This window comes from Janthinobacterium sp., from assembly GCF_031995485.1.
Taxonomy (GTDB): Bacteria; Pseudomonadota; Gammaproteobacteria; order Burkholderiales; family Burkholderiaceae_D; genus Janthinobacterium.
Genome location: NZ_DAMAGB010000027.1, coordinates 58,586 through 72,260, shown reverse-complemented (window position 1 = coordinate 72,260; position 13,675 = coordinate 58,586). Strand labels below are relative to the sequence as shown.

Below are 13,675 nucleotides of genomic sequence, written 5' to 3'. Positions count from 1 at the left end.
TTGATGCAGCCATAGCCACGGTTGTCGAGCACCACGATAATCAGCTTTTTGTTCAGCATGACGGAGGTGGCGATTTCCGAGTTCATCATCAGATAGCTGCCATCGCCCACCATCACGATCACGTCCGACTCCGGTTTCGCCATCTTGACGCCGAGGCCGCCGGCGATCTCGTAGCCCATGCACGAGTAGCCGTATTCCATATGGTAGCCACCGGGGGTACTGGTGCGCCACAGCTTGTGCAGTTCGGCCGGCAGGGTGCCCGCCGCGCAGACCACGATATCGCGGCTGGCCGAGTCGCTTGACGAGCGCTGCACGGCGCCGATCACTTCGCCGTCATAGGGCAGGCCGGCCACTTCCCGCCTGCCGGTAATGGCCGTGACGGTTTCGCGCCAGCCGGCCGCCTCGCGGCGTGCCCGTTCGTTCCATTCGGCACTGCTGGTCCAGTCCTGCAACAGTTGCGACAAGCCTTGCAGGCCCAGGGCGGCGTCCGCCTGCACGCCCAGTCCCCGGCGTTTCAGCGCATCGAATGCATTGACATTCAGGCTGACCAGTTCGGCATTGGCAAACAGCGCGTTCGAGCCGGTAGTGAAATCCTGCAGGCGCGTGCCCACGGCAAGAACCACATCAGCCTGGCTCGCCAGCGCATTGGCCGACGGCGCACCGGTCACGCCGATGGCGCCCAGCTGCAGTGGATGGTCCCACGGCAAGGAACTCTTGCCCGCATGGGTTTCCGCCACGGGAACGCCATGGCGTTCGGCAAACGCGCGCAGCGCTTCGCCGGCCTGGCCATACAGCACGCCGCCGCCGGCCACGATCAGCGGCTGTTTTGCGTTGCGCAATACGGCTGCCGCCTCTTCCAGCTCGGCCACCACCGGCGGTATGGCGCGAAAACGCACCACGCGCGGCTGAAAAAATTCTTCTGGATAGTCGTAGGCCATGGTCTGCACATCCTGCGGCAGCGCCAGGGTGACCGGGCCGCAGCCGGCCGGGTCGGTCAAGGCGGCGATGGCGCGTGGCAAGGCGCTCAAGAGTTGCTCCGGATAGATAATGCGGTCGAAATAGCGCGACAGCGGCTTGAAGGCGTCATTGACCGAGACGCTGCCGTCGCCACCGTCTTCCAGCTGCTGCAAGACCGGGTCCGGCGCACGCGAGACAAACACATCGCCCGGCAGCAACAGCACGGGCAGGCGGTTCACGTGGGCCAGCGCGGCGGCGGTCAGCAAGTTCGTGGCGCCGGGGCCGATCGAGCTGGTCACCGCCATCATGCGCCGGCGCATATGCGCCTTGGCGTAGGCGATCGCCGCGTGCGCCATCGCCTGCTCGTTATGGGCGCGATAGGTCGGGAAGCTGTCCCTGTACTGATACAGTGCTTCGCCCAGCCCCGCCACATTGCCGTGGCCAAAGATGGCAAACGCGCCGCCGAACAGGGGAGCGCCCTCTTCCGTGCGCAGCGCCGCCAGGTAGCGCACCAGCGCCTGCGCCATGGTCAAACGAATGGTTTTGTTACTCATGCTGCACGCTCCAGATGGTTGCGGGTGCGCTGCCACAAGCCAATCAGCTGCTCGAAGTTGGCGCGCACTTGCGATATCAATGTGGCGTCATCGATCTGGCCGGCGAGCCAGCGGCGGCTCGGTTCCTGGAAGATGGTGCGCCCGACCATGAAGCCGCGGCAGGTGGTGCTGTGGCGCGCTTCTTCGAAGCTGGCGGCCAGCTTGTCGATCGAGGCGTTTAGGCCCAGCAGCACGACGCCACGGCAATACGGATCGCGCTCGTGCACCAGTGCATCGATCGCCTGCCACTGGGATACGCTCAGGCTTTCCAGCTTCCACCATTCCGGATAGATCCCCAGGTTATACAGGCGCTTGACGGCGCGCAGCACGGTGTGGTCGTCTTTCGCAAACGCATCGGACGGGATCACTTCCAGCAGCAGTTCGTGACCGCTTGTTTGCGCCGCATCGTACAGGCCCTTGATCTGCGCTTCCTGTTCCAGCCGGTTTTCCGGCGTATCGTCCGGGTGCAGCTGCACCAGGCATTTGATCACATGTTCCTTCGGCCAGCTGATCAGATGCGAGCCGATCGAGCGGCCCCAGTCGAACTGCAGCGGATTCGAGCCGGGCAGCTCCACGGGACGGCCGATCCACCAGCCGCGCCCGGTCGCGTCGTTCAATGCATCGACGCCGTAGCGGCCATCGATCAGCACGCCCGTCTTGCCCGACAGCTTGAGCGACTCCTGCGTCTGCGCCACGGCCTGCACCATCAGCTGTTTCAGCTTTGAAATGGACGATTCGCTGACCCCGGCCTGTTGCGACAATTCGAAAAACTGCGTGCGATGGTCGAACGCAAACACGCACAATTCGCTCCACTCCTTGCGCGCCACGGTGGTGCGATGCAGGCGCGACAGGGTGGCGTCCTGGTCCGGCTGGGTCAGCCTGGCGGAATTGGCGAGGAAATAATCGAGCTCGACCGGCGACGGCATGGCCGGCGCGCAGCCGTGGCGCGACACCACCAGCGCGCCGCAGCCGTTGGCATAGCGGCAGCAGGCTTCGTAGTCCTCGCCGCGCAGCCAGCCTTTCAAAAAGCCCGACAAAAAGGCGTCGCCGGCGCCCAGCACATTGAGCACTTCCACGCGCACGCCCTGGTAGTTATAGGCGTCGTCCAGGCTTGCAGGAATCGCGCCATCGATCACGGCCGAACCCAGCGGCCCGCGCTTGACCACCAGCGTGGCCGAACTGACGGCGCGCACCGCCTGCAGGGACGCCATGATGTCGGCGCCGCCACCGGCAATCATGAACTCCTCTTCCGTGCCGACGATCAAATCAAAATGAGGCAGGATGCCCTGCAAGTGCTTTGTCACGCCGTCGTTCGACACAAAACGCGTCTCGCCATCGGCCTTGCCCGACAGGCCCCACAGCACCGGCCGGTAGTCGATATCGAGCACGGTGCGCACATTATTGGCGCGGGCCAGGCCCAGGGCCTGGGAGCTGAGCGCATGCATGGCGGCGGTGGAAAAATGCGTGCCGGTAATCAGCAGCGCCTTGCTGCTGGCGATAAACGCCTGATCGACCGATGCCGGCTCGATGGCCATATCGGCGCAGTTCTCGCGATAGAAAATCAGCGGAAACGTATTCTTATCCTTGATGCCCAGCATCACCAGCGCCGTCAGGCGGTCGCGGTCGATGCCGACATGGCTGACGTCGCAGCCTTCCCTGGCCAAGGTATCGGTCAGGAAGCGTCCCATATGGTCGTCGCCCACTTTCGACAGCATGGCCGATTTCAAACCGAGGCGCGCCGTGCCGAACGCGATATTGGCCGACGAGCCGCCCAGGTATTTGGCAAAGCTGGTGGCGTCTTCCAGCGTGCTGCCGATCTGCTGCGCGTACAGGTCCACCGCCAGGCGGCCCAGGCAGATCACGTCCAGCGCGCGGGCGGAAGCAAATTGTGTGGTGTTGTTCATTGATTGTCCTTAGATCGTGACGCCGTCGAGTTCGCTCATCAGCGTCTGCATTTCCGCGCCGCCCGCCATCATGTCCAGCAGTGCTTCCTTGGTGACCGTGTCCTTGGTAAAGGTGCCCAGCGACTTGCCCCGGTTCAGCAGGGTGAACGAATCGCCGACCGGATAGGCGTGGTGCACATTGTGGGTAATAAAGATCACGGAAATGCCCCGTTCGCGCGCCTTGTAGATCAGTTTGAGCACATTGAACGACTGCTTGACGCCCAGCGCCGCCGTCGGCTCGTCCAGGATCAGCACGCGGGCGCCGAAGTGGATCGCGCGGGCAATCGCCAGGCACTGCTTCTCGCCGCCCGACATGGTGCCGATCGCCTGGTGCGGGTCGCGCACCATGATGCCCATCTCGGCCAGCTTGGCGCGCGACGTTTCGGCCGCGTAATCGATATCCATTACGGGAACGAAGCCCAGCAGTTTTTTCATCGGCTCGCGGCCCATGAAGAAATTGCGCGCCACCGACAGCAGCGGCACCAGCGCCAGGTCCTGGTAGACGGTGGCCACGCCCATGTCCAGCGCTTCGCTGGGCGAATTGAACACGACAGGCTGGCCATCGACCAGGTACTGGCCGTCGGTCGGCTTGTGCACGCCGGCCAGGGTCTTGATCAGGGTCGACTTGCCGGCGCCGTTGTCGCCCAGCAGGCAATGAACCTCCCCCTCGCGCAACCGCATGGTGATGTTCTGCAGCGCCAGCACGGAGCCGAAACGCTTGCTGACGTTTTCCAGCGCAAGAATATGCTCGCTCATGATTTACCTCGCTTCCGTGACGCGTGAGCGTACAAAGTTATTGAACAGCACCGCGATCAGCAGCATCACGCCGAGGAACACGCGGAACCAGTCCGAATTGATATTGGTGTAGGTAATGCCGATCTGCACCACGCCGAAGATCAGTGCGCCGAAGCAGGCGCCGACCACCGAGCCGTAGCCACCGGTCAACAGGGCGCCGCCGATCACGGCCGCGATAATCGCTTCGAATTCCTTCTGCATGCCGCGGTCGGCGGCGGCCGAACCGACGTCGCACACCTGCAAGGTGGCAAACAGGCAGGCGCAGAAAGCCGTGAAGACGAACAGCGAGATTTTCACCTTGCGTACCGGTACGCCAACATTCTTGGCCGCATTGGCGTCGCCGCCGACGGCAAACATCCAGTTGCCGAAGCGCGTGCGCGACAGCACGAACGCGGCGCCGGCGGCCAGCACCAGCCACCAGGCGATTACTTTCGGGATGCCCTTGACCAGGGGCGAGCCGTCGTCGAGCACGGCGATCCAGCCGCTGGCGCCCAGCCAGTGGAACAGGCCGGTGGCAAAGTTACCGTGGAACAGCAGGCTGGCCAGCCAGTCGTTGGCGGCCAGGTCGCCCACGCCGCTGACGATGGTGCGGTTGGCAAACATGATCGACAGCGCCAGGGTCAGGCCGCGCAGGATGAACAGGAAAGCGAGCGTGACGATGAACGACGGCAGCCGCGTCTTGATGACGATATAGCCGTTCAGCCAGCCGAGCGCCATCGAACCGGCAAACGCGAACACGATGGCGGCCCACAGCGGCCAGTGGAAATAGATGGTGGGGATGGCGATCATCATGCCGGCAAAGCCGATCATGGAGCCGATCGACAGGTCGAATTCGCCGGCGATCATCAGCAGGCAGGCGCCGATGGCGATAATGCCCAGGTAGGACGCAACCTGCATCCAGTTGACCACGCCGTCGAGGTTGAACATGCCGGAGTCGCCGGCGGTAATGATAAAGAAGGCAAACACCAGCACGGCGCCGGAGATGGAAGCGAATTCGGGGCGGCCGAACAGTTGCCTGGCGCGGCTGGTCTTGCCGACGCGTTCGTCGGCGGCGGGCGGGCCATTCTTGGCCGGCGGCACAGGCACGGCGGGTGTGGCGGGCGGCGTCGCGCCGGGCGTCGCCAGGCTGGATTGGAGCGCAGTCATGTGATGTCCTTTCAGTTACTTGTTTGCCAGAAACTCTGGCGCCAGGGCGTACGCCTCCCGCGCGCCGCCCACATGCGTGGCGCGGCGCCCGGTGCCGGCCTGCGAGCGATACGCTGCAGGCCGCTGGCAGACTGGGGTTAGCGGTATTGTCCGGCGTACTTCTCGACCTTGGCGATGTTGTCCTTGGTCACGAAGCCGGGGCCGGAGCTGATATGGCGCGGGCCGTAGATGGGAGTCAGGCCGTATTCGGCCAGGCGCGCCTGGTACTTCGGATTGGCGATCAGGATTTCCTTGACCTTGGCCAGGTCGGTGATCTTCTGCTGCTTCATGATCGCCATCACGGCCACCGGGATATAGCCTTGCAGGTAGGGCTGCTGGTCGATGGCGAACTGGATGCTGCCATCCTTGATGCCCTTGGCAATTTCTTCCGACAGGTCGAAGCTGGCGAAATACATCTTGCCCTTCAGGCCCATCTTTTCCACCGCGCGCATGGCCGGCGGCGCCGAGTCCGGTCCCAGTGCCAGCACGGCCTGGGTTTTCGGATTGCTGCGCAGATAGGCGCTGACCTTGCTTTCGATTACGCCAGGATCGACGCCGTTGGTGTCCAGCGTGGACGATTTGAAGTCGACGCCGATGGCATCGGCAAAGCCGCGGCAGCGTTCGAACGAGGACGCGTTCATCGCATAGTGATTGACGCACACAAACGACTTGATGCCCGCTTCCTTGGCACGCTTGCCGGCGCCCAGGCCCGCGTCATATTCGGGCTGGCCCACATGCATGATGGCTTTGAGCTGTTCGCTTTGCGCCAGCGTGCCCGAGTTGATGGTCACCAGCATGATTTTCTTGGCTACCACCGTGCCCAGCGGTTTTTGCAGCACGCTGAAGTCGGCGATGTCGGCGATCAGGCCATCGTAGTTGCGCGCCGCCGATTGCTCGATCAGGCGCGCCATGTCGGCCAGGTCGCCATTCGGCGGATTGCGGTAGTCGACCGTGACGTTGAAATCTTCGCCGGCCTGCTTGATGGCGTTCTTGATGGTGTTCCACCACGAATCGGAGTCCGGCGCATGGCTGACCAGCACGAATTTTTCGCCTGCCGCATGGCTGACGCCGGCGCCCAGGCCCAGCGTGGTGCCAAGGACGGCGATGGCCAGGCACTTCAACAAACCCTTGCTCTTATTGCTTTGCATGAATGTCTCCTAGATGGATTAATTTTTATAGTTGCCAGCTTTGATGAAGGGTGACACCGGGAGCCTTGCGAGATGCAATCCGGTGCACTGCGCATAGATTAGTCCAGCCTTGACGGTAACGCAATGAAAATTTCAAGATTTTTTCAAATAGAAAAATGTTTCTGTTTTTCGCAATCGCTCTTATAATTATTGCGAGACGATCCACACACAAAAGGAGAACAAGGATGATCCAGGTAGCATTGTTTGGCGCCGGCCGCATCGGCAAAATCCACGCAGCCAATCTGGCTGCCCAGGCGGGCGTACGCTTCAAGTACGTGGTCGATGTCAACCAGGAAGCGGCCGAGGCGCTGGCCGCCATCCATGGCGGCGCCAGCGCCTCGGTCGAGACCGCGCTGGGCGACCCCGATATCCGCGCCGTCGTGATCGCATCGAGCACCGACACCCATGCCGACCTGATCCTGCGCTCGGCTGCCGCCGGCAAGGCCATCTTCTGCGAAAAGCCGGTCGATCTCACCATCGATCGCGCGCGGGCCTGCGCCGCCGCCGTGAAGGAAGCGGGCGTGCTGTGCATGCTGGGCTTCCAGCGCCGCTACGACCCCACCTTCAATGCGCTGAAAAAACGCATCGAAGCGGGCGAGATCGGCACACCCGAATTGCTGATCGTCACCAGCCGCGATCCGGGTCCGCCGCCGGTCAGCTATATCAAAGTGTCGGGCGGCATCTTCAAGGACATGCTGATCCACGACTTCGATATCTTCCGCTGGATCCTCGACGACCCTGCCGCCAGCGTGCACGCCACCGGCAGCTGCCTGGTCGATCCGGCCATCGGCGAAGCGGGCGACCTGGACACGGCCGTGGTCACCATCCGTACTGTCTCGGGGCGCCTGTGCCAGATCAACGCCACGCGCCGCGCCGCATACGGCTACGACCAGCGCTTCGAAGTGCTGGGCAACAAGGGCATGCTGCAGGCAGGCAACCACAAGCCGACCGAAGTGACGGCATACGGCGATGCCAACGTCAGCGTGGATCGCCCGGAAGACTTTTTTCTCGAACGCTACCGCGTCGCCTACGCGCAGGAAATGGCGCACTTTTTTGACGCCCTGTGCAATGGCACGCCGCTGCGCACCACGGTTGAAGACGGCCTGAAGGCGCTCGAGCTGGCCGAAGCGGCCACCCTGTCATGGCGCGAGCAGCGCGTCGTCACCTTGTAAGGATGGGAAAGCCATGTCAACACCGACATTGAAAATCGGCATCGTCGGCCTGGGCCGCCTGGGCCAGCGCCATGCCATCAACCTGGTGCAGCGCGTGCCGAACGCCGAAGTGGTCGCTGCCTGCAGCCCCGTGCAGGCCGAGCTGGACTGGGCCGCGCGCGAGCTGGGCATCATCACCGGCTATGCAGACTACGACGCGCTGCTGTCGCACCCGGGCCTGGACGCCGTGTTCCTCGTCACGCCCACTTCGATGCACCCGGAGCAGATCATCGCCGCCCTGCGCGCCGGCAAGCATGTGTTCTGCGAAAAGCCGCTGTCGCTGGACCTGGCGGACTGCTTGACAGTCGAAGCGGAAGCGGCGCGCCATCCGCAGTTGATTACCATGATCGGCTTCGTGCGCCGCTTCGACGCCAGCTACCACGACGCGCAGCAGAAGATCGTGCAGGGCCTCATCGGCAAACCGTATCTGGTGCGCTCGCAGACTTGCGACCAGAACGACCCCAGCGGCGCCTTCATGCGCTTCGCGCCAACCAGCGGCGGCATCTTTCTCGATTGCAGCGTGCACGATATCGACCTGGCGCGCTGGCTGCTGGGCAACCCGGTGCCGGCCCGCGTGTATGCCAGCGGCACCAACGCCATCCACAAGGGCCTGCAGGCATTCGGCGATGTCGACAACGGCCTGGCCACGGTTGAATTTACCGACGGCAGCATGGCCACCTTCATGGCCTCGCGCACCCTGGCGCATGGCCACGAAACGCTGACGGAGGTGTTCGGCACGGCCGGACGCCTCGCCGTGGGCAGCAATCCGCGTTTGAACCGGGTCGAGATTTCCGACGTGCATGGCGTGCGCAACGAATGCACGCCGGATTTCTACGCCCGTTTTGCCGACGCTTTCCTGGTCGAGGCGCAGGAGTTCACCGACGCGGCGCTGGGCCGGCGCACCCTGTCGCTGACCCTGAACGACGCCACCGAGGCAACGCGGCTGGGGATCGCCATGACGCAGGCCATGCGCGCGGGCCGGCCCATCGAGTTTTAGCACGGCAAAAAGCAGCGAGCCACCATCGTACGGCAAAGGCAAGGAGCACAAGCCGGTGGCCGGCTCGCGCCGCCAGGCCAGCGCCGGCGAGATAATTCTCCTGGCGTCGAGGATCCAGCGCCATCCCAGGTAATTCGGCAGATAGCGCGTCGCCACGCCATGAAACGCACTCAGCCATCCGCGCAGGCGGCTGTGATGGGCATGCACGTTCTGGACGTGGATGGTGCGACGCCCGCGATTACGGCAAGACACAACAAACTGCCGAGCATGGCAATCGGCAGTGTGTATCGCTTTGTACTGATATCGCTCCACCCGCCCCTCCCCGGCGCCGCTCCCTATCCTTTTGCCATATCCCCCGGCAGTCGAGCATGCTGTAATGCAACCATGTTGGCACTGTTACATTCCGTTCTACGCACGACTACTTAGTTTATAAATGTACTATTCAGAACTGTACGTGTTAAAATCCGCCCCCTCCAAGCCACTTTCCACGCCATAGGAGCTCACATGAAAGTCATCGGCATCTCTCCGCAGAGACGCAACTTCCTGCGCAAGGCGGCTGTGGCCGTTCCGGTCGCAGCCGCCATCGGCGCCATCGGCACGGCCGGCACCGTGCTGGCCACCGGCGACGGTCAGGGCCAGCCTTACAAGCCCGCTTATTTCACCGCCGACGAATGGGCCACGCTATGCGCGCTGGTCGACCGCCTGATCCCGGCCGATGCCGAAGGCCCCGGCGCGCTGCAGGCCGGCGTGCATGAATTTATCGATCTGCAGATGAATACGCCGTATGCCTACGGCAAGCTGTGGTTCATGCAGGCGCCGTTCGTGCCCTCGCCTGACGAGTTCGGCTACCAGTTCCATATGGCGCCGCGCGAACTGTACCGCAGCGCCCTGCCCGGCTTCGCGCGGGCGGTGCAGCAAAAAACCGGCAAGGCCTTTACTGACCTGCCCGCCGCCGAACGCGACGCGCTGATTGCGCAGCTGGAAAAAGGCACCTTGGCCATCGGCGAAGTACCGCCCTCCGTGTTCTTCAAGCAGCTGCTGCAGAACACGCGCGAAGGCTATTTCTGCGACCCGGCCCACGGCGGCAACAAGGACATGGCCGCCTGGCGCATGATCAATTTCCCGGGCGCGCGCGCCGACTACATGGACTGGGTCGAGCAATACGGCGTGAAATACCCGCTGCCGCCCGCCTCCATCGCATAAGGACACACCATGGCAGACATTACATTGAAACCGGTCGACGTCGTCATCGTCGGCTTCGGCTGGACCGGCGCCATCATGGCCAAGGAATTGACGGAGGCGGGCCTGAACGTGCTGGCCCTGGAGCGCGGCCCGTACCGCGACACCTATCCGGACGGCGCGTACCCGAAAACGCTGGACGAGCTGACCTATATCCAGCGCAGCAAGATCTTCCAGGACATGTCGAAAAGCTCGTTCACCTTCCGCCACGAAGTCAAGGGCATTGCCGTGCCGTATCGCCAGATAGGCGCGTTCAAGCCGGGCACGGGCGTGGGCGGCGCCGGCCTGCACTGGTCGGGCCAGCACTGGCGCGTGCTGCCGGAAGAGCTGAACCTGCGCAGCCATTACGAAAAGCGCTATGGCAAGAAATTCATCCCGGAAGGCATGACGATCCAGGATTTCGGCGTCACCTATGAAGAGCTCGAACCGCATTTCGACTTCGTGGAAAAAGTATTTGGCACTTCGGGCCAGGCCTACAAGGTCAACGGCAAGATCGTCGGTCCCGGCAATATCTATGAAGCGGACCGCTCCGACAACTTTGCGCTGCCGCCACAGAAAGTGCCGTACACGGCGCACCTGTTCCAGCTGGCGGCAAGGGAAGTGGGCCTCAATCCGTTTGTCTCGGCCTCGTCGAACGCCTCGCAACCGTACACCAACCCGTACAACTGCCAGATGGGACCGTGCAATTTCTGCGGCTTCTGCTCCGGTTTTGCCTGCTACAACTATTCCAAGGCCTCGCCACAGGTCAACATCATGCCGGCGCTGCGCCTGGCGTCGAACTTCGAACTGCGCGCCAACTGCAATGTGCTGCGCATCAATCTCGACGGCAGCAAGCAGAAAGCCACCGGCGTCACGTATGTGAACGCGGACGGCAAGACGGTCGAGCAGCCGGCCGACCTGGTCATCGCCAGCACCTTCGCCTACAACAACGCACACCTGCTGCTGGTGTCGGGCATCGGCAAACCGTACGACCCGGTGAAAAATGAAGGCGTGGTCGGACGCAACATCGCCTACCAGACCATGTCGACCGTGCAGATGTTCTACGAGCCGGGCAAGAACACCAATGGCTTTATCGGCTCGGGCGGCAATGGCGTGGCGGTCGACGATTACAACGGCGACAATTTCGACCATGGCCCGCTGGGCTTTGTCGGCGGCTCGCCCGCCTGGTGCAACCCGGCCGGCGTCAAGCCGATCGCCGGCATTCCGGTACCGGACGGCACGCCGTCGTGGGGTTCCAGCTGGAAAAAGGCTGTCAAGGACAACTACACCAACACCGTCTCGTTCGACGTACACGGCGCCAACATGGTGTACCGCGACTGCTATGTCGACCTCGACCCGACCTATACCGATGTGTTCGGCCAGCCGCTGCTGCGTTTCACCTTCGACTGGAAGGACAACGACATCAAGATGAGCCGCTACGTAACGGAAAAAATGACGGAAGTGGCGAAAGCCATGAAGCCGAAATCGATCCACGTGTCGGTGAAGAACTTCGGCGACCACCTGGACCTGCGCAACTACCAGACCACCCACTGGGCCGGCGGCACCGCCATGGGCACGGACCGCCGCACCAGCGTCGTCAACCGCTACCTGCAAAGCTGGGATGTGTCGAACGTGTTCGTGGTCGGCTCCAGCGTGTTCCCGGTCGGCATCGGCTACAACCCGACCGGCCTGGCTGCCGCCCTGACCTACTGGTGCGCCAAGGCCGTGCGCGAACAATATCTGAAAGACCCGCGGCCACTGGTCGCCGCGTAAGGACAGTTCCATGAAAAAACACACACAAGGCATCCTCGCCGCCCTGGCCCTGCTGCTGTCCGGCGCCAGCCTGGCCGCCACTACCGACGCGCAACAGATCAAGCAGGGCGAATACCTGGCGCGCGCCGGCGACTGCATCGCCTGCCACACCGCCCCGCAAGGCAAACCATATGCCGGCGGCCTCGGCATGGCCACGCCGATCGGCAAGGTGTACTCCACCAATATCACGCCCGATAAACAGCACGGCATCGGCAACTGGAGTTTTGAAGATTTCGACAAGCTGATGCGCACCGGCGTGACGAAACAGGGCTACACCGTGTACCCGGCCATGCCCTACCCGTCCTACTCGCGCCTGAGCGAGGCCGACATGCGCGCGCTGTACGCCTACCTGATGCGCGGCGTGCCGGCCGCTGCCGCGCCGAACCGCGCCTCGGACATTCCATGGCCGCTGTCGATGCGCTTTCCGCTAACGGTCTGGCGCTGGGTGTTCGCCCCGACACCGGCGCCGTACACCCCTGCCGCAGGCGGCGACCAGCAGTTGCTGCGCGGCGCCTACCTGGTGCAGGGCCTGGGCCACTGCGGCGCCTGCCATACGGCGCGCGGCGTGGGCATGCAGGAGAAAGCGTTGACTGAGCTCGACAGCAGCGCGTATCTCGCTGGCGGCGCGGCCATCGACGGCTGGGTCGCTCCCTCGCTGCGCAACGAGCACGGCGGTGGCCTGGCGCGCTGGACCGAAGCCGATATTGCCGAGTTCCTGAAAACCGGCCGCAACAGCCATAGCGCCTCGTTCGGCGCCATGAACGACGTGGTCGCGCACTCGATGCAGTACATGAGCAAGGACGATCTGTCGAGCATTGCGAAGTACCTGAAATCGCTGCCGCCGGCCAATACCGGCGCCAAGCCGTTTGTTGGCGATGACGCGGTCGGCAAGGCGCTGTTCGCCGGCAAGGTCGATACCACCGGCGCGCAGCTGTACCTGAACAACTGCGCCGGCTGCCACCGCTCGGACGGCAAGGGCTACCACAAGGCCTTCCCTGCGCTGGCCGGCAATGCCGTGCTGCAGACGGCCGACCCGACCTCCGCCATCAATATCGTGTTGTCGGGCGGCATGGTGCCGGCCACCCATACGGCGCCATCCGCGCTGGTGATGGGCGGCTACGCCAACAGCCTGAACGACCAGCAGATCGCCGACGTGGTCAGCTTTATCCAGACCAGCTGGGGCAATCACGGCAGCAAGGCCACCGCCGCCCAGGTCGCCAAGCTGCGGCCCACCTCGGTACCGGTCCGGGGCACGACGGAAGCGTCATTTGCCCCGGGACGCAGCGGCGCCGACCCGGTGCCGCCGCAGCCACGGCGCAATGAAATGAAGCAGTAAACCAAAAAACCCCCGTGCCTGGCATCCAGGCACGGGGGTTTTTAAATCGGCGTCAAAGAATTAACGGTTGTTGCCATTGCTCCAGTAGCTGCCGCCGTGCGAGCGATCCTGCTTGCGCATGCGGAACTCCAGGTCATAGCGGTCGGTCGCTTCGGCCAGATCCGCATCCTGCTCGTCACGCAAGCGCTGTTCGATGCTGTCGGCGAACGCATTGTGCATACGCAGCATCAGTGCTTGCAACGCCGAGGCCGCCTTGTCAAAGGCGCCAGTCAGGCTGTCGAAAGAAAAAACGGTCAATGCTGGCGAGGTGGTGTGGGACATGGGATGCTCCTGAAAATAGACAGTGTTTGTTGCAGTGCAATATCATCATAAGCGTTTCAAGATATAAATCCACTTTCAGTTTCAGATACCAGCTATTCACGCTGCTGATAAAAAGGGCAG

At 63.1% G+C, this 13,675-nt stretch carries 11 protein-coding genes and 1 pseudogene; 5 read left to right on the top strand and 7 right to left on the bottom strand.

Annotation, left to right across the window (positions count from 1 at the left end):
* From iolD to RTQ46_RS15780, 5 genes are all read right to left on the bottom strand, one after another.
* Positions 1 to 1,511, bottom strand: a 1,511-nt coding sequence (gene iolD, locus RTQ46_RS15800; RefSeq protein WP_409518342.1) for a 3D-(3,5/4)-trihydroxycyclohexane-1,2-dione acylhydrolase (decyclizing), incomplete at its 3' end; no start/stop codon positions are given.
* Positions 1,508 to 3,454 carry a bifunctional 5-dehydro-2-deoxygluconokinase/5-dehydro-2-deoxyphosphogluconate aldolase gene (iolC, locus tag RTQ46_RS15795; protein WP_312437986.1) on the bottom strand — a complete coding sequence of 649 codons (1,947 nt, stop codon included), beginning with the start codon at positions 3,452 to 3,454 and terminating at the stop codon, positions 1,508 to 1,510. The genes iolD and iolC, both read right to left, overlap by 4 nt.
* 9 nt (positions 3,455 to 3,463) lie before the next feature.
* Positions 3,464 to 4,249, bottom strand: a complete 786-nt coding sequence (locus tag RTQ46_RS15790; RefSeq protein WP_312437984.1) for an ATP-binding cassette domain-containing protein — start codon at positions 4,247 to 4,249, stop codon at positions 3,464 to 3,466.
* A gap of 3 nt (positions 4,250 to 4,252) precedes the next feature.
* Positions 4,253 to 5,374 carry an ABC transporter permease gene (locus RTQ46_RS15785; protein WP_409518343.1) on the bottom strand — a complete coding sequence of 374 codons (1,122 nt, stop codon included), beginning with the start codon at positions 5,372 to 5,374 and terminating at the stop codon, positions 4,253 to 4,255.
* Positions 5,375 to 5,571: 197 nt separating this feature from the next.
* Entirely contained in the window at positions 5,572 to 6,621 is a 1,050-nt protein-coding gene (locus tag RTQ46_RS15780) for a sugar ABC transporter substrate-binding protein (protein ID WP_312437980.1), read from the bottom strand.
* 224 nt (positions 6,622 to 6,845) lie between these two features.
* Here RTQ46_RS15780 and iolG point away from each other — a divergent pair, with 224 nt between their 5' ends.
* Together iolG and RTQ46_RS15770 are read left to right on the top strand one after the other, a co-directional pair.
* The gene (gene iolG / locus RTQ46_RS15775) at positions 6,846 to 7,832 is read left to right on the top strand and encodes an inositol 2-dehydrogenase (protein ID WP_312437979.1); all 987 of its coding nucleotides are present in this window, start codon (positions 6,846 to 6,848) and stop codon (positions 7,830 to 7,832) included.
* A 13-nt stretch (positions 7,833 to 7,845) separates the two neighbouring features.
* Complete coding sequence (locus RTQ46_RS15770) at positions 7,846 to 8,868, top strand: Gfo/Idh/MocA family oxidoreductase (protein WP_312437977.1); 1,023 nt, start codon at positions 7,846 to 7,848, stop codon at positions 8,866 to 8,868.
* A gap of 84 nt (positions 8,869 to 8,952) precedes the next feature.
* Here RTQ46_RS15770 and RTQ46_RS15765 read toward each other — a convergent pair.
* Positions 8,953 to 9,087, bottom strand: a pseudogene (locus RTQ46_RS15765) (IS1595 family transposase); the annotation flags it as partial.
* A 285-nt stretch (positions 9,088 to 9,372) separates the two neighbouring features.
* Between RTQ46_RS15765 and RTQ46_RS15760 the strand changes: the two are divergent.
* The 3 genes from RTQ46_RS15760 to RTQ46_RS15750 are packed head-to-tail and all read left to right on the top strand — an operon-like array spanning position 9,373 to position 13,234.
* Complete coding sequence (locus tag RTQ46_RS15760) at positions 9,373 to 10,071, top strand: gluconate 2-dehydrogenase subunit 3 family protein (RefSeq protein WP_312437975.1); 699 nt, start codon at positions 9,373 to 9,375, stop codon at positions 10,069 to 10,071.
* 9 nt (positions 10,072 to 10,080) lie between these two features.
* Positions 10,081 to 11,859 (top strand): GMC family oxidoreductase, encoded by a 1,779-nt coding sequence (locus tag RTQ46_RS15755; protein ID WP_312437974.1) that lies wholly within the window; start codon positions 10,081 to 10,083, stop codon positions 11,857 to 11,859.
* A 10-nt stretch (positions 11,860 to 11,869) separates the two neighbouring features.
* On the top strand, positions 11,870 to 13,234 hold the full coding sequence (locus RTQ46_RS15750) for a cytochrome c (RefSeq protein WP_312437972.1): 1,365 nt from the start codon (positions 11,870 to 11,872) through the stop codon (positions 13,232 to 13,234).
* A gap of 60 nt (positions 13,235 to 13,294) precedes the next feature.
* On the opposite strand, the gene RTQ46_RS27130 is transcribed toward RTQ46_RS15750, so the two are convergent.
* Positions 13,295 to 13,555 carry a DUF3563 family protein gene (locus RTQ46_RS27130; protein ID WP_409518341.1) on the bottom strand — a complete coding sequence of 87 codons (261 nt, stop codon included), beginning with the start codon at positions 13,553 to 13,555 and terminating at the stop codon, positions 13,295 to 13,297.
* Positions 13,556 to 13,675: the final 120 nt, after the last annotated feature.

What these genes read in the sequence shown, in the direction of transcription:
- RTQ46_RS15790 (WP_312437984.1), bottom strand. Translation starts at nt 4,249, where the DNA reads ATGAGCGAGCATATTCTTGCGCTGGAAAACGTCAGCAAGCGTTTCGGC.
- iolC (WP_312437986.1), bottom strand. Translation starts at nt 3,454, where the DNA reads ATGAACAACACCACACAATTTGCTTCCGCCCGCGCGCTGGACGTGATC.
- iolG (WP_312437979.1), top strand. Translation starts at nt 6,846, where the DNA reads ATGATCCAGGTAGCATTGTTTGGCGCCGGCCGCATCGGCAAAATCCAC.
- RTQ46_RS27130 (WP_409518341.1), bottom strand. Translation starts at nt 13,555, where the DNA reads ATGTCCCACACCACCTCGCCAGCATTGACCGTTTTTTCTTTCGACAGC.
- RTQ46_RS15755 (WP_312437974.1), top strand. Translation starts at nt 10,081, where the DNA reads ATGGCAGACATTACATTGAAACCGGTCGACGTCGTCATCGTCGGCTTC.
- RTQ46_RS15770 (WP_312437977.1), top strand. Translation starts at nt 7,846, where the DNA reads ATGTCAACACCGACATTGAAAATCGGCATCGTCGGCCTGGGCCGCCTG.
- RTQ46_RS15780 (WP_312437980.1), bottom strand. Translation starts at nt 6,621, where the DNA reads ATGCAAAGCAATAAGAGCAAGGGTTTGTTGAAGTGCCTGGCCATCGCC.
- RTQ46_RS15750 (WP_312437972.1), top strand. Translation starts at nt 11,870, where the DNA reads ATGAAAAAACACACACAAGGCATCCTCGCCGCCCTGGCCCTGCTGCTG.
- RTQ46_RS15760 (WP_312437975.1), top strand. Translation starts at nt 9,373, where the DNA reads ATGAAAGTCATCGGCATCTCTCCGCAGAGACGCAACTTCCTGCGCAAG.